The organism is Acinetobacter sp. Swhac1 (assembly GCF_013390985.1).
GTDB lineage: Bacteria > Pseudomonadota > Gammaproteobacteria > Pseudomonadales > Moraxellaceae > Acinetobacter > Acinetobacter towneri.
Window position 1 is genome coordinate 16,629 of record NZ_JACASN010000018.1, and the last position, 24,917, is coordinate 41,545.

At 40.9% G+C, this 24,917-nt stretch carries 19 protein-coding genes; 2 read left to right on the forward strand and 17 right to left on the reverse strand.

Features of this window, described 5'->3' with window-relative positions:
* Window positions 1-46 precede the first annotated feature (46 nt).
* The 16 genes from HX743_RS10200 to HX743_RS10275 all read right to left on the reverse strand — a co-directional run bounded on the left by HX743_RS10200 (window position 47) and on the right by HX743_RS10275 (window position 20,406).
* The gene (locus tag HX743_RS10200; RefSeq protein ID WP_178319164.1) at window positions 47-2,041 is read right to left on the reverse strand and encodes a triacylglycerol lipase; all 1,995 of its coding nucleotides are present in this window, start codon (window positions 2,039-2,041) and stop codon (window positions 47-49) included.
* A gap of 128 nt (window positions 2,042-2,169) precedes the next feature.
* The gene (locus tag HX743_RS10205) at window positions 2,170-3,072 is read right to left on the reverse strand and encodes an ABUW_2363 family tetratricopeptide repeat lipoprotein (protein ID WP_178319165.1); all 903 of its coding nucleotides are present in this window, start codon (window positions 3,070-3,072) and stop codon (window positions 2,170-2,172) included.
* A gap of 174 nt (window positions 3,073-3,246) precedes the next feature.
* Window positions 3,247-4,044 (reverse strand): serine O-acetyltransferase, encoded by a 798-nt coding sequence (gene cysE / locus HX743_RS10210; RefSeq protein ID WP_004973118.1) that lies wholly within the window; start codon window positions 4,042-4,044, stop codon window positions 3,247-3,249.
* Window positions 4,037-4,885: an RNA methyltransferase gene (locus HX743_RS10215; RefSeq protein WP_178319166.1), complete on the reverse strand. Its 849-nt coding sequence runs from the start codon at window positions 4,883-4,885 to the stop codon at window positions 4,037-4,039. The genes cysE and HX743_RS10215 overlap by 8 nt, the downstream gene beginning before the upstream one ends.
* Before the next feature lie 28 nt (window positions 4,886-4,913).
* Window positions 4,914-8,477 carry a DNA polymerase III subunit alpha gene (gene dnaE, locus HX743_RS10220; RefSeq protein WP_178319167.1) on the reverse strand — a complete coding sequence of 1,188 codons (3,564 nt, stop codon included), beginning with the start codon at window positions 8,475-8,477 and terminating at the stop codon, window positions 4,914-4,916.
* A 244-nt stretch (window positions 8,478-8,721) separates the two neighbouring features.
* Window positions 8,722-9,417: a methionine ABC transporter permease gene (locus HX743_RS10225; RefSeq protein ID WP_004973122.1), complete on the reverse strand. Its 696-nt coding sequence runs from the start codon at window positions 9,415-9,417 to the stop codon at window positions 8,722-8,724.
* Window positions 9,414-10,439: a methionine ABC transporter ATP-binding protein gene (locus tag HX743_RS10230; protein ID WP_004973123.1), complete on the reverse strand. Its 1,026-nt coding sequence runs from the start codon at window positions 10,437-10,439 to the stop codon at window positions 9,414-9,416. Before HX743_RS10230 ends, HX743_RS10225 begins: the two co-directional genes overlap by 4 nt.
* Window positions 10,440-10,513: 74 nt before the next feature.
* Window positions 10,514-11,386: a MetQ/NlpA family ABC transporter substrate-binding protein gene (locus HX743_RS10235; RefSeq protein ID WP_178319168.1), complete on the reverse strand. Its 873-nt coding sequence runs from the start codon at window positions 11,384-11,386 to the stop codon at window positions 10,514-10,516.
* A 785-nt stretch (window positions 11,387-12,171) separates the two neighbouring features.
* Entirely contained in the window at window positions 12,172-13,455 is a 1,284-nt protein-coding gene (gene purD, locus HX743_RS10240) for a phosphoribosylamine--glycine ligase (RefSeq protein ID WP_004973125.1), read from the reverse strand.
* Window positions 13,456-13,626: 171 nt separating this feature from the next.
* Window positions 13,627-15,201, reverse strand: a complete 1,575-nt coding sequence (purH, locus tag HX743_RS10245; RefSeq protein ID WP_004973127.1) for a bifunctional phosphoribosylaminoimidazolecarboxamide formyltransferase/IMP cyclohydrolase — start codon at window positions 15,199-15,201, stop codon at window positions 13,627-13,629.
* 92 nt (window positions 15,202-15,293) lie between these two features.
* Window positions 15,294-15,563: a DNA-binding transcriptional regulator Fis gene (gene fis / locus HX743_RS10250; protein WP_001086304.1), complete on the reverse strand. Its 270-nt coding sequence runs from the start codon at window positions 15,561-15,563 to the stop codon at window positions 15,294-15,296.
* A 389-nt stretch (window positions 15,564-15,952) separates the two neighbouring features.
* Window positions 15,953-16,807, reverse strand: a complete 855-nt coding sequence (locus tag HX743_RS10255; RefSeq protein WP_004973129.1) for a DUF3426 domain-containing protein — start codon at window positions 16,805-16,807, stop codon at window positions 15,953-15,955.
* A gap of 16 nt (window positions 16,808-16,823) precedes the next feature.
* Window positions 16,824-17,726 carry a 50S ribosomal protein L11 methyltransferase gene (prmA, locus tag HX743_RS10260; RefSeq protein ID WP_178319169.1) on the reverse strand — a complete coding sequence of 301 codons (903 nt, stop codon included), beginning with the start codon at window positions 17,724-17,726 and terminating at the stop codon, window positions 16,824-16,826.
* Between the two features lie 254 nt (window positions 17,727-17,980).
* Complete coding sequence (locus HX743_RS10265) at window positions 17,981-18,862, reverse strand: bile acid:sodium symporter family protein (RefSeq protein WP_004973133.1); 882 nt, start codon at window positions 18,860-18,862, stop codon at window positions 17,981-17,983.
* 88 nt (window positions 18,863-18,950) lie between these two features.
* On the reverse strand, window positions 18,951-19,862 hold the full coding sequence (locus HX743_RS10270; RefSeq protein WP_178319170.1) for a bile acid:sodium symporter family protein: 912 nt from the start codon (window positions 19,860-19,862) through the stop codon (window positions 18,951-18,953).
* 187 nt (window positions 19,863-20,049) lie between these two features.
* A complete protein-coding gene (locus tag HX743_RS10275; RefSeq protein WP_004973135.1) occupies window positions 20,050-20,406 on the reverse strand; it encodes a hypothetical protein in 357 nt (118 codons plus the stop codon).
* Window positions 20,407-20,648: 242 nt separating this feature from the next.
* Here HX743_RS10275 and mnmG point away from each other — a divergent pair, with 242 nt between their 5' ends.
* The gene (mnmG, locus tag HX743_RS10280) at window positions 20,649-22,529 is read left to right on the forward strand and encodes a tRNA uridine-5-carboxymethylaminomethyl(34) synthesis enzyme MnmG (protein ID WP_096900911.1); all 1,881 of its coding nucleotides are present in this window, start codon (window positions 20,649-20,651) and stop codon (window positions 22,527-22,529) included.
* Window positions 22,530-22,876: 347 nt separating this feature from the next.
* Here mnmG and HX743_RS16270 read toward each other — a convergent pair whose 3' ends face one another.
* Window positions 22,877-23,875: a YafY family protein gene (locus HX743_RS16270; RefSeq protein WP_004973137.1), complete on the reverse strand. Its 999-nt coding sequence runs from the start codon at window positions 23,873-23,875 to the stop codon at window positions 22,877-22,879.
* Window positions 23,876-24,273: 398 nt separating this feature from the next.
* On the opposite strand from HX743_RS16270, the gene HX743_RS10290 reads away from it, so the two are divergent.
* Entirely contained in the window at window positions 24,274-24,873 is a 600-nt protein-coding gene (locus HX743_RS10290; protein WP_004973138.1) for a hypothetical protein, read from the forward strand.
* Window positions 24,874-24,917: the final 44 nt, after the last annotated feature.

The following is a 24,917-nucleotide window of genomic DNA, read 5'->3' on the forward strand; positions in this document are numbered from 1 at the left end:
AAAACCGAAGCCACTTAGACTTCGGTTTTTTATTTGCCGTGACGGATTACGGTTTATACAAGCCTAAATCTTGCAAATGTAATCTAAGAATACGTCGCAGTTCCAATACAGCTTCTGGCGTTTCCTGAATGGAATGTCCGCCTTTAATAATTTTTTCTGAAACAGCGCCATCTAAGTGGGCACTGTTGTAATGCACCACATCGTCATTCATTAACAGATGCTCAGTGCTGTCGGTATTATTGCCAATAATACTGTGATATTTAAATCCTTTGACAGGCAAAATATCTTCAGTTAATTCCGTAAATTTGGAATTTTTACTTAAATCACTCGGTCCATTTTGAATGACGCCATGCCCAATTTCTTTGGTTAGATTTTTTAAATCGACTTCATGTTGCTGCAAGGTATCCGCAAACGCGCTTAAAAATGCAGTCGGTAAGCGAATAACTTTACGGGCAGCAAGGGTAAACCAACGGTCGGCAAACTCTGTACCACGGTGTGGAGCCGCTAAAAAAATTGCCCGATCAAAATTTGTGATGGGTTTAAGTCGCAAACGGGCTTGCAATAACGGGTCAGATTTAAAGCGTTCCAGACGTCTGTTCTTCAGCATTTGCATTGCAGGTTGGGTAAGGTCAGTATCACTCACCAGTAATCGAGCTAAAATACCACCCATACTGTGTCCAATCACCACAGCATCTTTTTTGGCTGCAGCAGAAGAGTTGACCTGTTTAAAACCTTGTTGCAATAAAGCATAAATTTGGAAACGACTTTCTAAAATAGGCATATTGGTTGAATAAAAAACTTGCCACACTTGAAAATTTTCCCGCAATACAGGATCACCCATAATATCGTTGGTTAAACGCACCCACGCTTCAGGGCTACTGGCAAGACCATGAATCAGTACAATCACTTTTTTGTTAGGGTTATAAGGTTCCAGCAAATACAGATGAGGCATACTTAGGCGTTCTTCACGATCAATCAGTGAAAGATAAGCCGATTTACCCAAGTTATTCTGTGCCAACCACAAGCCATAAGGCGCAGAAAAGTTTGCCGCCAATGGATAGTTCTTTTGAGCAATATTTGCAGCTTCGTATTTATAAGGATCGTAAGCTTTTAGCTTAAATTGTGAACTATATAAAATATCTTCAATTGAACGAGCGCTAAGTGGTTCTGCGGTGAGGGTTGCTGCTAAATATCGTGCTTGGTGAATGTTTGGATTTTTTCCAGATGGATAGTCGTGTTTCAGTGGGTCAATAATATATTTACTTTGGCTGATGTCATCATTTGGGTTTTCAGGTAATACCACCAAAAACTCAGAACCAAAACCATCACGGCGGGTAATAGAGCGTAAACCCGAAAAGTTTAAGTTATAGGTCGACATCAATTGCTGAATTTTTTGTTGTTTCAACTGTGGATAGTGATCAAAATCGATTTCATAAATGCTGTTGCCGACACGAATTTGTTGTTGTAATTCATCATGTTTATAGCGCAGCGCATAGCTGCTGACCAATTTGGCAATCGCCTGATTATAAAAATCGCGAATTTGGACTTGTCTGTTGTCAAAAATACGGTCTTGTGGAGCACGTTTGGTCTGAAACATGTAGGCATAACTGTAACGAATGCTTTGATCCAGCATATTTAATTGCTGATCTAAACATTGTTCATAATTGGCCTGATTAATTTTCTGTTGTTCTTCCGATCTTTTACTATTCAGAATACCAATTTTGCAGGACGAGGAGTTTTCCAGTGCAATGGCTTTGGCTAAATATAATTCACTTGCCGTAGAAAGTAATTGTTCATCTTGGATCTGTGGAATTTGCTTCAGTGCGCTGACACATTCTGCAGGTTGTTGGGCACAAATAGTGGCTTCACGTCCTGTCATCGATAGCACATTCAAACTGGCTTCACTGATTTTTTTGCGTGACAAAATGCTATCGCGTTCATTGGCGATACTGACTTTTAAAGCTTGATTTTTGACACTCACTACCTGACAACCAGACAGCAGTGTTGTACTGAGCAGTGCAGCAATCACAATTTTATTCATGGAAAGTCTGGCTTAATTTTTAAGATTTTTTTCCATCATACGTTTTTTTAGGCGTAATTCAATTGCTTAGCCATAAAAATAGACCGTCGAAACGGTCTATTTTTAGGTATTTTTGTATCGATTTTTTATTAAGTGCGTGGTGCGATCACTTGCCACACATTCCAGCGACCTTGCTTTTCAATTTCAGCAATCAAACGGTCAGCCACTTCGGCTTCTTGCGGGTATTTGATTTTATAGTTTTTCAAAGTTTGTACTGCATTTTTCTTTTGTTCCATGGCAATATAATTGTTTGCCGCAGACAAATAAGCTTCCTGCACACCTGCTTTCATGGCTTTGTCTAAATAAGGAATGGCTTCACGATGACCGCCACCTTCAGACAGACCGAAACCAAACCAGAAATTCGCTTCGGCATCTTCCTGATTAATTTTTAAGATACGCTGCGCATAGTTAAGTGAGCGTGTGGTGTAAACAGAGCCTAAGTCTAGATTACGTGCCATAACACTGGCTTTAAATGCACGCATCAAAATATCAAAAGAGGCATTTTCATTGGCTGCCAAAGTGTCTAATTGTTGAGTCAATTCTTTGAGCTTTGCCTCGAAACCACGACGTTCCTGACGTTCGCTAAAACGTGGTGGATAGTGACGTGCTTTGCCTTCGACCAATTGTAAGAAGTCATCAATTTCGGTGATGTCAATTTCGTTTTCACCTGCCAAAACTGCAAACTTCAAGCTACGGGCATTGTTATTGACCGTAGGTACAATCAATTTGTTTTGATCTAAAGTGATGCTTTGGCTTGGATTGTTCGGGTCAGTCACCACCATTTTGGTGACAGGCTGTGCTGCTGCTTTTTGTAGGTTAATTTCAAACGGAGGTGGGGCATCGTAATTAAAAGGGTTTAAGGCATAAAATGGTGCGCTTAATTCAGGTTCTGTAAAAACGATTGGTGGTTTTACTTGTTGTTTTGGTGGTGCAACACAGGCGCTAACGAGCGTTGCGGCTAGAATACTGAGTGCCAAAGGCTTAAGAGTCATGGTGTTCTTCCGTTCAATTTATTTTAAAAGTGAGAGGTGATTGTGTCGGATTAAAATATTGCATGTCGGTCAGTCTAAGAAATCTGTTCCGAACATGCAATACAATTGAGTGGGCTTAGTTACACAGTGATACGAAGTTTTTTTAAGTATGTAGGATTGATCAAATAAACAGCCCTATTTACTTTGTGCTTCACACTCACGTCTAACATCTTCAATTATTTTTAATTCTTCTGCACTATAAGGTTGTTCATTTTGCTGTGGGTTTTTAAAGCTTGGGTCAAGTAAAGAGAGACGCTGACATAATAAATTCATACGTTTTTCATTTTGTTCCAAGCGATCTAGTAATACTCGCATGCCGTCCAATACTGGGTCAGATTGGTCCTGCGTTGCTGCATAAGGTTGGAAACCAATACTGGCAGCATAATCACGACGACGTGCTTCCTGATCATCGGCAGGTTTATTTTTCATAATAAAGCGCGCAGGGTTACCCACAGCAGTTGCGCCTTCAGGTACTTCTTTGGTCACAACCGCATTAGAGCCAACTTTGGCATTTTTATGTACGGTGAATGGGCCTAGAATTTTCGCGCCTGCACCGACTACTACGCCATCTTCCAAAGTTGGATGACGTTTGCCTTTATTCCACGTTGTGCCGCCTAAAGTCACGCCATGATATAAGGTGACATCATCACCAATTTCAGCAGTTTCACCAATCACCACGCCCATGCCATGGTCAATAAAAAAGCGACGACCAATTTTTGCACCGGGATGAATTTCAATTCCTGTAGCAAAACGGCTAAATGACGAGAGTAGACGTGCCGACCCCTTGCAGTCTTTGTTCCATAATTCATGCGCCACACGATGCATAATTAAAGCGTGAATTCCTGGATAAGTGGTTAAGACTTCAAGTGTATTTCGAGCAGCAGGATCGCGCGCGAAGACAGCTTGAATGTCTTCTTTGAGCTGTTTAAGCATTAGTTTGATCCTCGTCCTGTGTTGATGTAGATTTTTTCCATGAACCGTTATTCATTGCTTGTACGCGGCTAAAAATACCGCGAAGTAAATGGTATTCCATACGATCTAATTGTATACGTCCGAAAAGCCGACGCAAGCGCAAAGGCAATAATCGTGGATTTTTTGGATCCATAAATTCAATTTCTGCCAGCATTTTTTCTAAATGTGGATAGAACTGTTGCATTTGTTCATGGTTGACCAAAGGTTCATCCCATTGCATCGCTTCAGAATCTGTCACTTGCATCGTCGCTGCAGGATCGGCAATTTTTCCGACAACATCGATGGCAGCCATACGCATTTCATAGCAAATCACTTGAATGGCTTGAGCAACATTGAGCACACCATATTCTTCATTGACAGGAATCGTCACGTGATAATTCGCCAAAGCCAGCTCTTCATTGGTTAAACCACGATCTTCACGTCCAAAAATAATGGCAACATTTTGCCCATGCTGTGCTACAGCATTTAACGACTTTTCTGCCGCAGGGCGTGCATCTAAGAGTGGCCAAGGAATAGTACGACTACGTGCACTGGTGCCAAAGACCAAATGGCAGTCGGCAATTGCATCTTCGAGCTGTTCAACCACTTCAATCTGTTCAATTAAATCGGTTGCACCTGCCGCCAAAGCATCAATATCTGGATGCGGATAGGTTTTTGGATCAACCAAAACCAATTTACATAGCCCCATGGTTTTCATGGCGCGTAAGGCGCTACCGATGTTGGCAGGCAGGGTGGTATTCACCATGACAATACGCACGTGGGAGAGGTGTGCGGCAACAGCTGCATTGTCGGTTTGACTCATAACAAATCCAGATGGGTTAAATTTTTAATTAAGAATATTGATCAACTTCGGTATGGTATAAATCCATAGCATCATCCATGCTCATATCAGCAGGTGGTGGAGCAATCGATGCAGGTTTCGCCACATCGACAGCTTTCGCGGCTTTGGATTTCACTTGATATTCGATATGCAGGCTTTCTTTACCAAAATAGTCACGCAATTTGACCAAGGCTTCATCTAAGGGTGCGATTTTCCACTGAATGCCCAAATGTAATTCTGCAGTGGCATAAGCATAGTCAAGGTGCAATAAAACAGGAATATGCGTGCATAAATCCACATTACAATAAGGCAGCAACATATTTTGTAAGTCTTGACTCAAGGTCTTGCTTAAATGTTCTGCATGCAAGTGAATTTGAATACTATTGGCGCGTTTTTGACGAATTTCATTCAAGCTAAACGCTTTGGTTAAGCGTCCCATTGGGCGGTCAAAACCTTCACGTTCGTAAATTTCGCCTTCAATCACCACCACTTTTTCAGTTTGTACAATATCTTTAAAGCGTTGGAAGCGCTCATGGTTGGCAGATACTTCAATACGTGCCGTACCATCATCTAAAGTGACCACCATCCGATTTGGGAAGTTGGCGACATCCACCACCAAGCCTGCAAAGACGGTGGTCACGCCACGACGGGTTGGCGTCAGTTCATTAATTTTACTTGGAATAAAGGCTTTTAATTCATTGCGATAGACATCAATCGGGTGACCAGTGAGGTAAAGTCCAAGTGTGTCTTTTTCACCTTTAAGTCGGACTTCATCTGACCATGGTTTTACAGGTTTGGCAGGCTTACGTTGTACTTCTTCAACTTCACCAAATAAATCCATGATGCCTGTTTCACGGTTGGAACGCGCTTGTTCCGCCGCTTGTACCGCTTCTGGTAATTGAGCCATTAAACTAGAGCGTTCGATGCCTAAGCAGTCTAATGCACCCGCACGAATTAAGGCTTCAAGGGTTCGTTTGTTGATTTTTTTCAAATCAATACGATGACAGAAGTCAAATAAATCGCGGTATGGGCCTTCTTTTTGGCGAGAATCAATCACCGATTGCATGGCTTGTTCGCCCACGCCTTTAATTGCGCCAAGTCCGTAGACAATGGTGCGTTCATCGCTGGCGTGGAAATGATACAAAGACATATTTACCGAAGGTGGTAAAACTTCCAGACCATTGTGGCGACAGTCATCAATCAGGAACACCACGTTATCGGTGTTTTGCATTTCCGACGACATGACCGCAGCCAAGAATTCGGCAGGGTAATGTGCTTTCAGCCATGCCGTCTGATAGGCAACGAGGGCATAAGCAGCCGCGTGGGATTTGTTAAAACCGTAGCCTGCGAACTTTTCCATATAGTCGAAAATATGGTTGGCTGTGGCGGCATCAATGTCTTTTTTCGCAGCACCTTCAATAAAGATTTGGCGCTGTTTCACCATTTCTTCAGGTTTTTTCTTACCCATAGCACGACGTAGTAAGTCCGCACCACCGAGGGTATAGCCTGCACAATACTGTGCCGCCTGCATTACCTGTTCCTGATAAACCATAATGCCGTAGGTTGGCTCAAGCACACCTTCTAGCAATGGATGCAGATACTCAAACTCGCCGCCATGCATACGGTGAATAAAGTCTGGAATCAGATCCATCGGGCCGGGACGATACAAGGACACGAAAGCAATAATTTCTTCAAATTTGCTTGGACGTGCTTCTTTCAGCATCTTTTTCATGCCCACGGATTCAAACTGGAATACCGCTGTGGTGTTGGCATTGGCAAAGACTAAATAGGCATCTTTATCGTCCAGTGGAATATGTGCAATATCTAGCGGTGTATCGGCTTGGATGCGTTTATTGATATTTTGTACAGCATCTTCAATAACTGTCAGGTTACGTAAACCCAAGAAGTCAAATTTGACCAAACCTGCCGATTCAACATCGTCTTTATCGTATTGTGCAACACGGGCGGTTCCATCAGCATCGCACATAACCGCAGAAAAGTCGGTGATTTTGGTTGGTGCAATCACCACACCACCTGCGTGTTTGCCTGTGTTGCGGGTAATGCCTTCAAGTTTTAAAGCCATTTCCCAAATTTCTGAAGCATCGTCATAGTCTGGGTTAGATGGATTGGTCACCACATCTTTCAGCTGTGGTTCGGCTTCAATTGATTCTTCCAAACTAAGCCCTAAAGGTTTAGTTGGAATCAGTTTAGAAATACGGTCTGCCAAACCATAAGACTTGCCCAAAACCCGTGCGACATCTCGAATCGCACCTTTGGCGGCCATAGTACCGAAAGTGGCAATTTGTGATACCGCATCACGTCCATAGGTGCGTGCCACATAATCAATGACTTTATCGCGTCCTGCAATACAGAAATCGACGTCAAAGTCGGGCATGGATACACGTTCTGGGTTTAAGAAACGTTCAAAGAGTAGTTCATAACGCAATGGGTCTAAGTCGGTAATTTTTAAGCTATAAGCGACCAATGAGCCTGCGCCTGAACCACGACCCGGCCCAACAGGTACGCCATTATTTTTAGACCATTGAATAAAGTCCATGACGATGAGGAAGTAACCCGGGAAGCCCATCGAGTTAATAATATTAATTTCGTATTCAATTCGTTCATCATAAGGTTTGCGAATTTCTGCCCAGTCTTCATCGCGCTGTGTGACAGGATAGAGCACATTTAGACGTTCTTCTAAACCTTGTTTGGATAGGTGCGCGAAGTAGGTATCAATGGTGTGTCCGTCTGGAATTGGATAATCTGGAAGGAAATATTTACCCAATTGCAGCGTGACGTTACAGCGTTTGGCAATGTGATAGCTGTTTTCAATAGCACTTGGAATGTCGGAAAATAATTCCGTCATTTCTGCAGTAGTTTTAAAATATTGCTCAGGACTATACGTTTTAGGACGACGGTTATCCCCTAAAACATAACCATCGGCAATACAAACTCGCGCTTCGTGCGCTTCATAATCTTCACGGCGGACAAAGTGCACATCATTATGTGCCACCACGCCAATATTATTTTTTTTAGCTAATTTAACCGCTTCGGCAATAAAAGCATCTTCATCGGGACGATCTGTACGGGTCAGCGCCAAATAGACCCGATTACCAAATTTTTCTATCCATTCTTCTAGCAACGGTTCGGCTTTTTGTGGATTGGACGTGATCAGCATTTTGCCGACATCACTTTGAATGCCGAGTAACAGAATCAGATCATCGGCTTGTTCTAAAATCCATGCTTTATTGACGCAAGGGATATTGAGTTGCTGACCTTCAATATAGCCACGCGACACCAGTTCGGTCAGATTGCGCCAGCCGTGATTGTTCATCGACAATAAAGTCACGCGATGATCGGCATCATTTAAACGCAGCACTGAACCTAAAATCGGTTTGATGCCTTGCCCCAAACATTTGCCATAAAACTTTACGGCAGCGTGCAGGTTAGAGAGATCGGTCAATGCCAAAGCAGGCATTTCTTCATTGACTGCAGCTTTAATCAAGTCAGGTACGCGTACAATCGACTCGGTAATCGAAAATTCTGTATGTATACCTAAATGAACAAAGCGCATGAATCAGTCCCTTAAAAAATCACGGGTTAGTTTAGCATGCTCTGCTCAAGACAAAACATGCTGCAAAGTTTTTCCTACGGTTTTCGATGATCTTGACCGTATATCAAAATTTCAGTTTTTTGGATGTTGATATGGCGTGAATCACGTATGCATGGAGAAGGAGTGTGGTTTTAACCCCTTACACACTCATACGAGTAGCAAGGAGTTAAATGGTGAATCTATTTCTGATGTGTAGATGAAAGATTTATCTGAGTTTAGATAACCAATCGCCTAAACTTTGCACCAATTGCACTAAAATTAATAAGACCACCACGGTTAGCATCACGACACTACTATCAAAGCGTTGATAACCATAAGAAATAGCAAGGTCACCAATGCCGCCTGCACCGACTGCGCCTGCCATAGCAGTTGCGCCAATTAAGCTAATGGTGGCTGTGGTTAGGTTCAAAATGAGTGAGCTACGTGCTTCAGGTAAAATAAATTTGAAGATAATCTGTAAGGGTGTAGCACCCATTGCCTGTGCAGATTCGACAATCCCTTCATTGACTTCAAGCAGTGAAGTTTCTACCAAACGACCAATATACGGGCCGACATAAATGGTCAGTGGAACAATGGCTGCCCAAGTTCCGATGGATGTACCCACTAACAATTTAGTCAGCGGAATCACCGCAATCAATAAAATAATAAAGGGTAGGGAGCGCAGTGCGTTTACAATCGGGTTAAGCCCGTGATAAATCACACGGTTTGGCAAAATACCTGTCGGACGAGTCACTACAAGGGTAATGCCCTGAATAAAGCCCCAGATACAACCAAACAACATGGCAAAGAACACCATGTGAAAGGTTTCTTGTAAGGCTGTAACAAACTGGTCAATAGATAAAGAGCTTTTCCAGAAAGGCGCAGTTACTGAGGTCAGCCACTGTACAATTAAATCTCTCATGCTTGTACTCCTGACTGTTCAACTTCAACACCATTGGCTTGCAGAAATTCAAGTGCTTGTTGAATGACGCTTGCATCACCGAGCAATTGTATAAACATTTGCCCAATCACAGCGCCATCAATTTCGGTCATATTGGCAAATAAAATATTCAGGCTGATATCAAACTGTTTAATGACGGCTTGAATTACGGTTTCCTGAGCTGATTTACCTAAAAACTTCAGACAATAAATGCTGTGCTGATTTTGATTTTCCAGATTATTCAAAATATTGATAGGCAATTGCTGCTGCAACACGGTTTGAATAAAGCTTTTGGTGGTCGGATGTTGCGGTTGACTAAATATTTCTAGAGTTGAACCTGTTTCAATGACTTTGCCTTGTTCCATCACCGCCACATAATCACAAACCGATTCAATCACATCCATTTCATGTGTGACCATTACAATGGTAATGCCTTGTTCGCGGTTAATTTTTTTCAGTAATTCCAGCACAGATTTGGTGGTTTGTGGATCAAGTGCTGAAGTTGCTTCATCGCAGAGTAAAATTTTAGGATGATTGGCTAGCGCACGCGCAATACCGACACGTTGTTTTTGTCCGCCTGAAAGTTCATCAGGGTAGGCGTCTTTTTTATGTTTTAAATCAATAAACTCAAGTAATTCATTTAAACGCTTTTCGCGTTCGGCTTTGTTCCAGCCTAACAGTTTCATCGGCATTTCAATATTGGCAGCCACAGTTTTGGTCTGCAATAAATTGAAGTGCTGAAAAATCATTCCAATATGGGCACGTTCTTGACGTAATTCGCGGGCATTGAGTGCAGTAAAATCTTTTTGATGAATGATGACTTGCCCAGCATTTGGACGCTCCAACAAATTGATCAAGCGGATTAACGTACTTTTACCTGCACCACTATAGCCAATAATGCCAAAAATACTGCCTGTTGGAATTTGTAGGTTAATTTGATCCAACGCACGCAGTGTTTGACCTTTGAGCTGATAGTGCTTTGAAATGTTTTTAAATTCAATCATATCGTCAAGAAATGTCCATAAATGAAAAAACAGGCAAAGTTCGCTTTGCCTGTTTTGTTTAACGCATTATATTACTATTTTGCTGCTTCAGTGAAATAGCTGACAGGTTTATTTACCGCAACTTTTGTTCCGCCAAAGTGCTGATCAATATATTGCTTCACCGCTTCGGTATGATACAACGCAGCTACTTTTTGCAAGATTGGGTCATTTTGACGATCTGCAGCAGTCGCGAGAATGTTGACATTCATTTTTGTGCTCTGGTCAATTGGCTCGTAATAAATTGAATCTTTAAGTACGTTCAAACCACCTTCCATTGCAAGAGTGTTGCCCAAAACAATTGCATCGACTTCATCTTTTACACGTACAGCCGTTGCCATTTGAATCGGTTTGATTTGAATTTGCTTCGTATTTTCTACGATGTCTGCAGGCGTGCCTTGAACATTGTCAAAACCATCTTTCAGTTTAACCAAACCAGCGGATTGAAGTAATAACAACGCACGTGATTCATTGGCACCATCATTTGGAATAGCAATGGTTGCACCTGTTTTGAACTCATCCAACTTTTTCACTTTGCTTGAGTAAATACCCATTGGCTCTAAGTAAGTTGTCGCTACTGGTGCAATTTGATCTTTATTGTTGGCATTAAATGCCACCATATAGGCATAAGATTGGAATGCGTTAAGATCAATTTCTTTATTTGCTACCGCCGTGTTCATTGACACGTAATCGGTGAAGTTTTTCACTTCAAGTTGAATACCTGCTGCTTTGGTTTCAGGTAAGTCGGCAATAAAACGCCAAATATCTGCATCTGAACCAGTCGATGCCATAGTGACAGTGTGTAGAGCAGAAGAATCTTTTTGTGCCGCGTCAGTCGCAGGCGCTTCTTGTTTGCCACAGCCAGCCAAGCCAACTGAAAGACCAAGTACAAGACCAAGGAGCTTTTTCATGAATATATCCCGAGCAAGTTTAAGCCGTGCCTAAAGTTGCCAATGATTGAGAAGAATCAAATCAGCACGATGGATGGAATCGCATGATGATGATTTTGTATGTTTCTCAAATATGTTGTAGGTATTGTTTGAGTACTGAAAAAGTCAGCCCACAGCTCAATCAATAATTTTGAGATGGATGGGCAATTCACTTTTTCAAAAGATGCACCATCATAACAATAAAAAATAATTCTATATAGTGCTGTGTATGTTATGCATATCACTGTTTTTACAACAGAAAGCGAATAAGTCAAAATAAGTTCTTATAAATAAATATATTCTGTAAAGATTAAGGATTTGAACAAGTGTTTAAATATTTAGGTGCTTTAAAATTTATTCTGCAATCGATAGTAAAAAAAGAGATATGAAATTGTCGGTATGAAATCGGCTTAGTTACAAGAATCAGAACATGGCTGTAAATACATAAAAGAAGTTATGAATGATTTTTCCAACGATAATATATCGCCCATATATAAGGCAAACAGAGTAACAATGAACCTATCCCTATAAAAACATAAGCCAAATATATTAATCCTGCAAAAATAAAAAGTATTTGCAATGTAAACTCAACGAATATTGAAATTAAAAATTCTTTGAAGCTTTTTATTTTTTGCATGTTTATTGATCTAAAGTATTTTATAAACGTAGATCATCACAATGTACATGGGTTACAACCTGATAAACAAAAAGCTCGTACAGTGACGAGCTTTTTTATGGACTTAAATTTTTAGACTAAACTAAAAATTTTAAGCATTTTCACGAGCAATGGCACGATAGCCAATATCTTTACGATATTGCACACCATCAAAGGTAACTTTTTCGCACAGTTCAAGGGCTTTAGCTTGCGCTTCGCCAATGGTATTACCGAGCGCAGTTACACACAGTACACGACCACCATTGGTCACAATCTCACCATCGGCATTGCTTGCTGTACCTGCGTGGAATACTTTCGCATCTGCCATTTGTGTTTCTAAACCAGAAATCACATCACCTTTGCCTGAAGTTTCAGGGTAACCCGCAGTCGCCAATACAATCCCGACAGTTTTGCGTTCATCCCAGTCTGCTTCGGCAGGTAAGTTGCCAGCAATACCTGCTTCAACCAAATCTACCAAAGATGACTTTAAGCGCATCATAATTGGTTGTGTTTCTGGGTCACCAAAACGGCAGTTAAACTCGATCACTTTTGGTTGACCTTTGTCGTCAATCATTAAGCCTGCGTATAAGAAACCTGTATAAACATGACCGTCTTTTTTCATACCTTCAACAGTAGGACGCATCACTTCATTCATGGTTTTTTCAAATACGTCTGCAGTCACGACAGGGGCAGGAGAGTATGCACCCATACCACCAGTATTTGGACCTTGGTCGCCTTCAAAAATACGCTTGTGGTCTTGTGAAGTTGCCATAGGAAGGATGTTGTCGCCATCAATCATACAAATGAAAGAAGCTTCTTCACCTGCAAGGAATTCTTCAATGACTACACGTGAACCTGCATCACCAAATTTGTTGCCAGCTAGCATGTCATCAATTGCATCAAATGCTTCTTGATTGGTCATCGCCACGATCACGCCTTTACCTGCAGCAAGACCGTCCGCCTTGATCACGATTGGAGCACCATTTTTTTCAACAAATGCTTTTGCCGCATCAACTTCGGTGAATACGTCATAGAATGCAGTTGGAATGTTGTGACGTTTTAAAAAGTGCTTGGCAAAGGCTTTAGAACCTTCAAGCTGTGCAGCAAACTGGGTTGGGCCCCAAATTTTTAAACCCGCTTCACGGCAGGCATCTACTACACCATTGACCAGTGGTGCTTCAGGGCCAACAATGATTAAATCAACAGCATTATTTTTGGCAAAGTCGATGATTGCAGGGTTATTTTGAATATCTAACGCTACATTCTCGCATTTGTTTTCTGTTGCCGTACCTGCATTACCCGGTGCAACGAAGACTTTAGCGACTTTGTCATCTTGTGCGATTTTCCATGCCAACGCATGTTCACGACCGCCGCTACCTAAAACTAAAATATTCATCTAAAAATCCCTCAAAGAATAAAATCCCCCTAGCGAAGCTATGCTTTTCACCCTTGAAAAGGAAGAAGATTGTGCATAAAAACACAGTTCCCTTACGTGAAAAGTCCCCCTTTTATAAAAAAGGGGGATTTCGGAGGATTATTAAATACGACTTCTAATTAATGAGTTTAATTAGTGACGGAAATGACGCATGCCAGTGAAGACCATTGCAATACCAGCTTCATCTGCTGCTGCAATCGTTTCTTCATCACGCATAGAACCACCCGGTTGAATAATGCATTTGATACCAGCTTTAGCTGCGTTATCAATACCATCACGGAATGGGAAGAATGCGTCAGATGCCATTACTGCACCTTCAACCACTAAACCTGCATGTTCTGCTTTAATGGCAGCAATACGAGCAGAGTTTACACGGCTCATTTGACCTGCGCCAACACCAATGGTCTGACGGTTTTTCGCATAAACAATTGCGTTCGATTTTACGTATTTCGCAACTTTCCAAGCAAAGATCATATCGTCAATTTCTTGTTCAGTTGGTGCACGTTTGGTCACAACTTTTAAGTCATCTTTCGTGATCATGCCCAAGTCTTGGTCTTGAACCAATAAACCGCCGTTGACACGTTTGTAATCCATTTGTGGAGCGCGTGCATCAATCGCAGGAAGTTCGCCACATACCAGTACACGTACGTTTTTCTTCGCGCCAGTCACTTCAAGTACGCCATCAGCAATGCTTGGTGCAATGATCACTTCAACGAATTGACGGTCTACAATCGCTTGTGCAGTCGCAACGTCTAACTCACGGTTAAACGCAATGATGCCACCAAATGCAGATTCAGGGTCAGTTGCATAAGCAAGGTCATAAGCTGCTTGAATACCGTCTAAAGAGACAGCAACACCACATGGGTTCGCGTGTTTTACGATCACACAAGCAGGTTTTGCAAATGATTTCACACATTCAAGTGCGGCATCAGTATCTGCAATGTTGTTATAAGATAATTCTTTACCTTGAAGCTGTTTCGCTGTAGAAACAGAAGCTTCAGTTGCAGCAGGGTCTACATAGAACGCTGCAGATTGATGCGGGTTTTCGCCGTAACGTAAATCTTGCGCTTTGTTCAATTGTGTATTGAATGTACGTGCAAATTGGTCAGCAGTACCTTCTTCTTTACCTACACGTGCACCTAAGTAAGAGGCGATCATGCCGTCATATTGTGCAGTGTGTTCAAATGCTTTCACTGCCAAATCAAAACGAGTTTCGTAAGACAATGCACCGTTGCTTTTCATTTCTGCAATAACAGTCGCATAGTCAGAAGCATTTACTACAATACCTACAGAAGCATGGTTTTTCGCTGCAGCGCGAACCATAGTAGGGCCACCAATGTCGATGTTCTCAATCGCATCTGCAAGTGAACAATTTGGTTTTGCAACAGTCGCAGCAAATGGATAAAGGTTAACAACAACCAAGTCGATGGCATCAATATTGTGTTCTGCCATGACTGCTTCGTCTAGACCACGACGAGCCAAGATACCGCCATGAATTTTTGGGTGTAACGTTTTTACACGACCATCCATCATTTCAGGGAAACCAGTATGCTCTGATACTTCTACGACAGCAATATTGTTGTCTTTAAGCAACTTATAAGTACCGCCAGTAGATAAAATTTCTACCCCAAGAGCAGCAAGGTCTTGTGCAAATTCAACAATACCTGTTTTGTCAGAAACAGAGATTAAAGCGCGTTTAATAGTCATGATCTTCGTCACAGTTTTCAATTACAGATTAAAACAAACTAGCAAAATGCAGGTAAAAAAAATGCCTGCGGAGGTCGCAAGCATTTTATCACTTATTCACTCATTAAACCGTGAGCTTTTAACTTTTTACGTAAAGTACCACGGTTTAGTCCAAGAATTTCAGCAGCGCGTGTTTGGTTACCGCGAGTGTATTCAAGAACAACAGATAAAAGAGGTTTCTCCATTTCTGCTAACACCATGTCATACACTTGTGAAGGTTGTTCACCTTGTAGTTGTGCAAAATAATGGCGAACTGCGCGATCTACGTGAATACGTAAAGCAACATCAGATTGTGCAGTAAAAATAGGAGATTTGCTATTCATGCGAATTAATCCGAAAATCAGATATCACTGGGATAAAGTGATATATCAATGTGGTCTATAAATTAAATGAACTCCGTTTTAGATCCTAAAACGGGAAGTTCTAAAACTGGAACATTTAGCTTGCCACAACTCTAGGCATTGGTCGAAATTTAAGCGTAACAATACATTAATAATTGTTACAGACCAAAATCAAAACAAAAAATCTACTCTGTACGCGATATATAAAAATAAAGCGCCTTAGACAGATCTATATTTGTTGTGAATCTTGCGAGGAGTTTGCAGCACAAAGCTTTCGTGGCGCGTATGATACCATTGTATGAGAAAAAGTGAGCAAGAAAACTGCAATTTTTTTAATTTTTTTCGCTATTTTTTCACTATTTTTTTGTGAATTAAGGCTTGATAATTTCTAAAGTATAGGCATCGAAGTCGTTTCGTGATATTGGAACTAAAATGTCAAACTTAAATGGACTGTTTTTAGGAATACGTTGAATGCTCGAAAGACTTTCGACCAAATACTCCTGTGGGGAATAGATGTAAGTCGATAATGTTTGTTGTTTTTCTTTTAAAGTGACTTTGATATTAGGCAAAGCCAAGCTTTTATCATAGTAATTGATCAGCTCACCCGTAAATTGTGTATTCATACGATCTACACGTTTAACCTTCACGCGATTTGCTGAAATTAAGCTATAGCGTTCTTCTAAACTGCTACAGTTAAAAAATTGACAGACTTGGGTAAACACAGAATTCAGTGCAGGGCTGCTGTTTAAAAACTTTGGGTTAAACCACAAAATTTGGAAGATCAACAAGCCAATCAATAAAAGATTAATAATTCCCCAAAGTAAGTAGTAACCATTGCCATGCTTTTTTTCACTTTCAAGATCAGGCGCAGACAACTTCATGGCAGGAATGTTGCCAATCGGTTCAGTACTGAAATAATTGAGGTTATTCAGATAGGTTTTCAGATCAATATTGGAATGTTCAACTTTACGCTGAAAAATATCTAAAATATGTTGCGGTTGCGCAAGTTCAGCAGTTGCCTGCATAAAACTGCGGTTTTGAATGTGATGTAATTGTGATGTGACTGAGTTTTTATTTTGAGGAAAGGCAAATACCAAATGCGAAAGAGCATTAAAGGTATTGTCGCATTTAGGACAACAAACCATCCCTTGCGCAACGGTCAGCTGCGCAACGGATACTTTATAAACAGTTTGGCATTCAGGGCACTTGGTTTGCTTGTCACTCATAACTCAAAAATTACAGTTAGTGGGGATGGCGTTTCCCAGAAATTCGACACCAGTTTTCTTCACGTTTTTCGACTTGTACTATATCAAAAAATTCAGAATAAACACTAGAAACTTCAGCAACTTGCTCTTCAATTACACCTGCAAGTGCGAACTCGCTCTCAGATTTAATTAAAGTTGCAAACTCTGGCGCAAGCATCATCAATGGGCCTGCCAAAATATTGGCAACTAAAATGTCTGCTTTTTCATTACCGATGGTTTCATTGAACTCTTCTGGAAGTCCCACATATAAGTTTTTAAGTACACCGTTGAGTTCTGCATTTTGTTTGGTCGCTAAAACTGCTTGCGGGTCAATATCAGTCGCATAGACTTTTTTTGCACCGAGCAACAAAGCCGCTACTCCTAAAATACCTGAACCACAACCGTAGTCGATCACGACTTTATCTTTTACATTGGTTTTACCTAACCATTGCAGGCACAGGAACGTACTGGCATGGTTACCTGTACCAAAAGCCAAACCTGGGTCAAGTTTAATATTGACTGCATCTGCCTCAGGTGGTTCTAACCATTCAGGTACAATCCAGAATTTCTCTGCAATCTGGATTGGCTCGTAGTAATCCATCCATGAGCGTTCCCAAACCTGATCTTCCAAAAATTCACTGCGTAAAGGGGCATCTGGCATTTGCGCACGAATAAAGGTTTCTAAGGCTGCAACATCAATTTCTTCACCTTCGTCTTGTGCATAAATACCTGTCACAATGACTTTGTTCCAAAGTGGTGTTTCACCTGGCAGTGGCTCAAGTAAGTCCTGATTTTCCGCATCATCTAAGGTTACGCTGACTGCACCCAATGAACTGAGCAGGGTTTCAGTAAAATCGACTTGCGCTTGATCAACAGTAATATGTATTTGTAACCACTTCACGGAGATAACCTAAAATTTAATGCGAAAGCGCTATTGTAACTGAACTGGTGCAGACGCTGTTATTTTTTATTCGGATTGCGAAAGGGAAAACTCTATACGATTGGAAGTTTCAAATTCGCTTTATGCTTATAGTCGAATAATGTGACAAAAATATAACTCTAAAAAATATAAGTTAAGAATTTGTTTGAACCATCATCGCTCAATCATCCCCAAAACAGTCAAATTGCTGGATTGGGGATGATTGAGAGACTTGTTTAGGATGCAGATTGCTCCGATGCAGGTGTCGGCACAAATTTATTTAGTAATGTGCCTAAAATTGCGGCAAAAATATACATGAAAATAGAATAAACCGCAGCAGGCATGGCAATGGTTGAGCTTGACATAACGGTTAGGGCGATAGTCATTGCAAGGGTACTGTTGTGAATGCCAATTTCAAAGGCGCAGGCTCGGGCTTGTTGGCTATTTACGCCAAAGAAACGCGGGACAAAATAACCAATCAATAAACTGCAGGCACAGAACAGGGCAGTGGCAAGTCCTACATCTGCCAAATAAAGCATGATGTTGTTTCGCTCTTTGGCAATTGCGCCAATAATAATCACAATTAGAAAAACCACAGCAAAAATACGCACAGGTTTGTTTAAGCGGTCTGCCGTTTGAGGGCTAAAATGGCGTACTAACATCCCTAAAGTGACAGGGATAATAATAATTAAAAACACCTGCAATACTTTGGCAAATTGTAAGCCAACTTGTTGCCCATCCTGCATAAAATGCTGAATGGCAAAGTTGACAATCAGTGGTAAGGTAAATGCTGCAATCACGGAATTGACGGCAGTAAGGGTGATGTTTAGGGCAATATCGCCCTTATATAAGTAGCTAAACAAGTTGGCTGTTGGCCCGCCAGGAGATGCTGCCAGTAGCATGAGTCCGACTGCAAGCAATGGTGGTAAATTCAGCAGTTTACAAATAAAAAATGCAATTGCTGTCAGGACGACCAATTGACAAAATAAAGCAATAAACACTGCTTTGGGGTGTTTGCTCACCCGTTTAAAGTCGTTAGGAGTGAGTTCTAAGCCAAGTCCAGCCATGACCACGGCCAAAGCCAGCGGCAAAAATATTGTGATTAATCCTGAATCCATAAACACTCCTTTGTTTTTACATCTATAATGATCTATTTAATATCTAACTATTTGTTTAATCTGTGGTTAATTGAATATTGCTCACATCTTAAATTGTATTTTTATTGTGGTTTAAACTCTGCTCCTGTTTGTTTTGAAGGGCAAGTTTGGCAGATTGTCTAGCTAACATACTCCCTAAAATAAAGCTGAACATATACATAAAAATGGTGTAAATCGCAGAAGGAATGGCAATTTCAGTGCTTTGCAAAACTGATAGTGCAATGGTTAAAGCAACGGCAGTGTTATGAATGCCAATTTCAAAACAACAGGAGCGTGCTTGTTGATCAGGCACACCCGCCAAATACGGCACCAGATAACCAATAAGTAAACTTAAAAAGCAAAATAGTGCAGTTGCGATGCCAATTGCACTGAAATAGTCAAAGACATTGGCGCGTTCGCGGAAAAGCGCATAAAAGAATAAAGCGAAAATGAAATAAATGGACATCAAACGCATAGGTTTGCCCAACTGTAATGCAATTTGTGGCATCGCATTACGCACCGCCATTCCTACACATACAGGCACAATAATCAGTAAAAAAACCTGTGCCATTTTTTCAATAGGCATGCCAATTTGTTGTTGATCGGTCATAAAATATAGAAAAGACAAATTAACAATAAAAGGCAGGGTAAAGGTTGCCATCACAGAGTTCATTGCGGTTAGGGTAATATTTAGGGCAACGTCACCTTTATAGACATAGCTAAATAAGTTCGCAGTAGGCCCCCCTGGTGAGGCAGCAAGCAGCATTAAGCCAATTGCCAATAGCGGTGGCAATTCTAAAAATAAACAAATTGAAAATGCTAAAACAGGCAAAATGACCAATTGTGAAAAAAGCGTTAAAAAAATGACTTTAGGAAATTGATTGACCCGAATAAAGTCTTTAGGCGTGAGTTGTAAGCCTAAGCCCATCATCATCACAGCCAAGGTCAGTGGTAGAAAAAAGGTAAAAAAGCCTGAATCCATAGCACATCCTTTATTTTTTTCTTATGGGTATAATTTTCCCTCTCTTTGCAGTGTAATTGTTTTTTGAGCTTGTGCAATAAACAAAGCAGTCACTTCTTATAAATGACTGCTTTGGTGTTATTTTCATGCTTTCAGTTTGAATGAATACAAGCCGATCTGTTCATGAAAATATAGATTAACTGATTGATCACATGGCAGCAGGGCGTGGTGGCGTAAAGCCTAAGGCACATTTGCCTTTTAACTCAGTACCATTGACTGTAATGACGGTACTTTGCGCATCTGCCATACAAGAACGGTATAATTCAGGCTCATTGCCTTGTAATTGCACTGCTTTAGATGAACTAAAGAATTGTGGTTCACAGGTACCATTCCAGATAATCCCACGATAAGCAAAGCTTACAGGTGCGCCCTGAGTTTTACCTTTACAGACTTGCTGGAATTTTTGCGCGTTATAGACGGTTTCTACTTTATCATTTGCCTGCACTGCAAATGGACTGAAAAATAAGCCACAAAGCATAGAGGACAGCAAAATTTTCTTATTCATGATGTTTCCCTTTGTTTCTCATATCTGTGCTATTAGGATAAAAAATAGACAAATTAAAACAACGGTGATCTGGTTAATTTTTAGGTCTAAATGTTTTTATGTACAGTAAAAATGCAAATTTGGATTACAAAATATTAATTTTGTAGCGCGGTTAAGCCAATAAAATCGACTGAATCTGTCAACTTATGCCACAAGTTTTGCTATAATATTCCGTCTTTATTTTTTATCTCTCATTGACCATTATGCACTATCCTAAAGTTTACGATGTCATTGTTATTGGTGGCGGTCACGCAGGCACCGAAGCGGCGCTTGCAGCAGCACGTATGGGTCGTCAAACCTTACTCTTAACTCATAACATTGAGACTTTAGGGCAGATGAGCTGTAACCCTGCAATTGGCGGGATTGGTAAGTCGCATTTGGTACGTGAGATTGATGCCTTAGGCGGCGCAATGGCATTGGCTGCCGATAAAAGCGGGATTCAATTCCGTATTTTAAACTCGCGTAAAGGTGCTGCTGTTCGTGCAACACGTGCGCAGGCAGACCGAGTTCGCTTTAAAGCTGCGATTCGCGCCACTTTAGAAAACCAAGCCAATTTAGATATTTTCCAACAAGCAGCCGATGACCTGATTGTAGAAGGCGATACTGTAAAAGGTGTAGTCACTCAAATGGGGATTCGTTTTGATGCGAAAACCGTGGTATTGACCACAGGTACATTCTTGGGTGGTGTGATTCACATCGGTTTAGAAAAATCGAGCGGTGGTCGTGCAGGCGATCCTCCATCAATTGCTTTGGCGGCACGTTTACGTGAATTAAATTTGCCTGTTGGGCGTTTAAAAACAGGTACGCCACCACGTATTGATGCACGCTCAGTCGATTTTTCGGTCATGATTCCGCAGCCAGGTGATTTCCCATCACCAACCATGTCATTCATGGGTGATGTGTCGATGCACCCTGAACAAGTGAACTGCTATATCACCCATACCAATGAACGTACTCACGAAATTATTCGTGGTGGTTTAGATCGTTCACCGATGTATACAGGTGTGATTGAAGGTGTTGGCCCACGTTACTGCCCATCGATTGAAGATAAAATTCACCGTTTTTCTGATAAAGACTCGCATCAGGTATTTTTGGAGCCTGAAGGTTTAGATACACATGAATTGTATCCAAACGGGATTTCAACCTCTTTGCCGTTTGATGTGCAGTTCGAGTTAGTTCGTTCAATTCGTGGTATGGAAAATGCGCATATTTTGCGTCCGGGCTATGCAATTGAATATGATTACTTCAATCCACAAGCCTTGAAATTCACTTTGGAAACCAAAGCCATTAATAACTTGTATTTTGCAGGTCAAATTAATGGTACGACTGGTTATGAAGAAGCGGGTGCGCAAGGTGTGTTAGCTGGTTTGAATGCGGCACGTCGCGCTTGGGATCAGGAACAATGGACACCAAAACGTGACGAAGCTTATATTGGTGTATTGGTTGATGATTTGATCACGCTAGGTACTAAAGAACCGTACCGCATGTTTACCTCACGTGCGGAATACCGTTTGATGTTGCGTGAAGATAATGCCGATCAGCGTTTGACGCCAATTGGTCGTGAGCTTGGTTTGGTGGATGACACTCGTTGGGCAGCTTACTGTGAAAAAATGGAAGCAGTAGAACGTGAAACAGGGCGTTTACAACATTTGTGGGCTGCACCAAACAACCCAATGGGTAAAAAATTTGTTGAAATGACAGGTGCAGATTTATCCAAAGAATGTTCTGCGATTGATCTGTTAAAACGTCCAAATATCAGTTTTGCGCAAATCGCAGAATTAACGGGTTCAGACGTTTCTGCACAAGTGGGCGATCAAATTGAAATTGCAGTGAAATATGCAGGTTATATCAACCGTCAGCATGAAGATGTCGCACAATTAAAACGCTTGGAAGAAACCAAAATCCCTGCCGATTTTGATTATGATGCTGTGTCAGGTTTATCGCGTGAAATCACGCTAAAATTGAAGCATGTTTTGCCTGAAACTTTGGCACAAGCCAGTCGTATTCCAGGTGTGACACCTGCCGCAGTTCAATTGGTGATGATCACCATTCGTAAAAATGCACAGTCACGTAAATCTGCTTAAGGTTTGATGGATTGATGAAGAAGCCCACAATTTAAATTGCGGGCTTTTTTATGCGCCAAAGTAAATCAGATGCTAAGCAAAGAAGAAGTTGCGTATAAGAATAAATCTGATTTCGACTGCATATCTTATGATTTCACAGCTAGATCAGGAGCATTTAAAGTGACACTTATCAACATAGATAGGAGCAAAATATGACTTTAAAAAGCATTCGTTATAGTACAGCTGAACTGGCATGCCCACGCTGAACGATGCCGAGTCAATTTTAATTTTAACTTCAATCAGCAATCACAATAATTTGATTTAAAAGAGAACGATAATGCTATCGCCCCAATATATTTGGGGCTTTTTTATTCCTGAGTTTGATGCACCGCATTGGCAACTTCTACAGGTTCAATCTGAATTAGCTTTTTACCAAAACTACGCAACCACCAAACCAATTGTGAGGTAAACGGCACAGTGGCAGTCACCAACACATTACCATTTTCCAGTGTTTCCATAGTTTGATCTTTGCTTAATTGGCTTTCATCGAAGTATATGGCATCAGCTTTTTGCATGGTAAGTTTGAGCTGAATATTTTCAGTAGCTTTACTGAAATCGACTCTAAAACCTAATTCGCCAGATTCAATATAGGCATCAATATCAAAATTAACAGGATGCAAGGCGCGTGAATCTAAAACTTTGGCTGCTTTAAAACGATGCAGGGCAAAGGTTTGAATGTCGGTTTTGTCAAATCGAGTACAGATTAAATAAATCACCGCACCTTTTTGCACCAAAGCCAAAGGATTCAGCACATAAGTTTTTTCTTCGCCTGAATTGCTGCGTGATTGATAAATACATTCTAGTTGTTTGTCTTGGAGCAAGCCTTCATATATCGCCTGTTGTGCATTGCGGTCTACGACTGGTGGAATTAAAGGTTGTGTTGCAGGCACAATTCGCACACGATTAATCCATTGGCGGACATTGTTTTGGGTCGATAGACTGCGTCGTGCCAAATCAAACCATGGGTTCATTTCTTCAATCAAACTTGGCGGCAGCAGATGTTTTAAATGTTCCTCGACCATCATAAACGTTACCGCTTGAGAGCTGGTCATGTGCGGTAAACTTTGAATCGGTGCATCTGAACGCCAGCGCCAACCTTGTGGTACGGTACCATTACTTTCAATTGGAAAGCGCTGAGAAATTTGATTTAAGTCACGTTGAATCGTACGCAAACTAATGTCGATACCTTCACGTTGCAGGACATCGTGTAATTCACGTGTGCCCATCCATTTACCTGTAGAAAGGCGCGATAAAATTTGCCATTGGCGATATAAACTATTCGATGTTTCTTTTTCTTGTATAGACATATTCAATATTTACTAGGTCAATTCATACGGATGAAAACTTGTTCTTCCACACAATAAGAAAACTCGGAATGATTAGCAAGTTTTTTACTGAAAAAGGGCAAAATATAACCGCAGATTTTGCAGTAAATATCACAAAATTTGGACGGGCAAAGTTAATCAAATAATAGAAGTGAATCAGAAACTATGACCTCAAGCCATACTTGGATCAATTAGAAAAGCAAGATTGAATAGTTGTGTTTAAGTGAAAACCCGTCATTGTTTTGTATGGTAGATACAGGTTTATGTAAATAAAAGCGGTCTGAGTGGATGAGTGCTGTAGGTTAATTGGGCAAGGCGATTGAGGTGCTTTATCGCGATGAATTATCAACAGACCTTAGAGTTAGGAGGATGAAACAACCGTGAATTTATCTAGCAGCGATGCGCGAGAAATTTTTTGGTTAGCCCGATATTTAACCCGTATTCAATATGTATGTCAGCAATTTCCATTTAAACAAAATGATGCTGCTTTGACTTATGCACATGCCTTTTGTTTGCCTGCATTTGATGCAGCTTCTTTAAATGAATTGATTTTAAACGAAGAACAGCCTGCTTCATTTGCGATGCAGTTTGAGCAAACACGAACAAAAATTCAAAACTTGGCACAGGTGTTTTCTAAAGCTACTTATGTTGAATTACAGCAATGTATTCAAAATGCGTGCGATAACGCGAGTTATATTTGTGATGTGGTACAAGACTGCGAAGCACTATTAGATGCAGAACCACAGCAGATATATTTATTTTTCCAATTGGGGCAAAAAATTGAACAATTAGACCGACAAATTCGGTTAAAACAATCGACTGAAAAGACTTTGTCGCAATTGGAAATGATTGTGCAATGCCTAAAAGATTTAGGTTGGACGTCGTTTGTAGACGCATGGCAACAGCTGAAACAGCAACCCGATACCATGCATTTTTATCACTTTAGTGATCATATTCAGCACTTACTTTCGGTGGATTAAGCAGAACTTGTCATGTCAAATTAATCGACAACAATATTATTTTA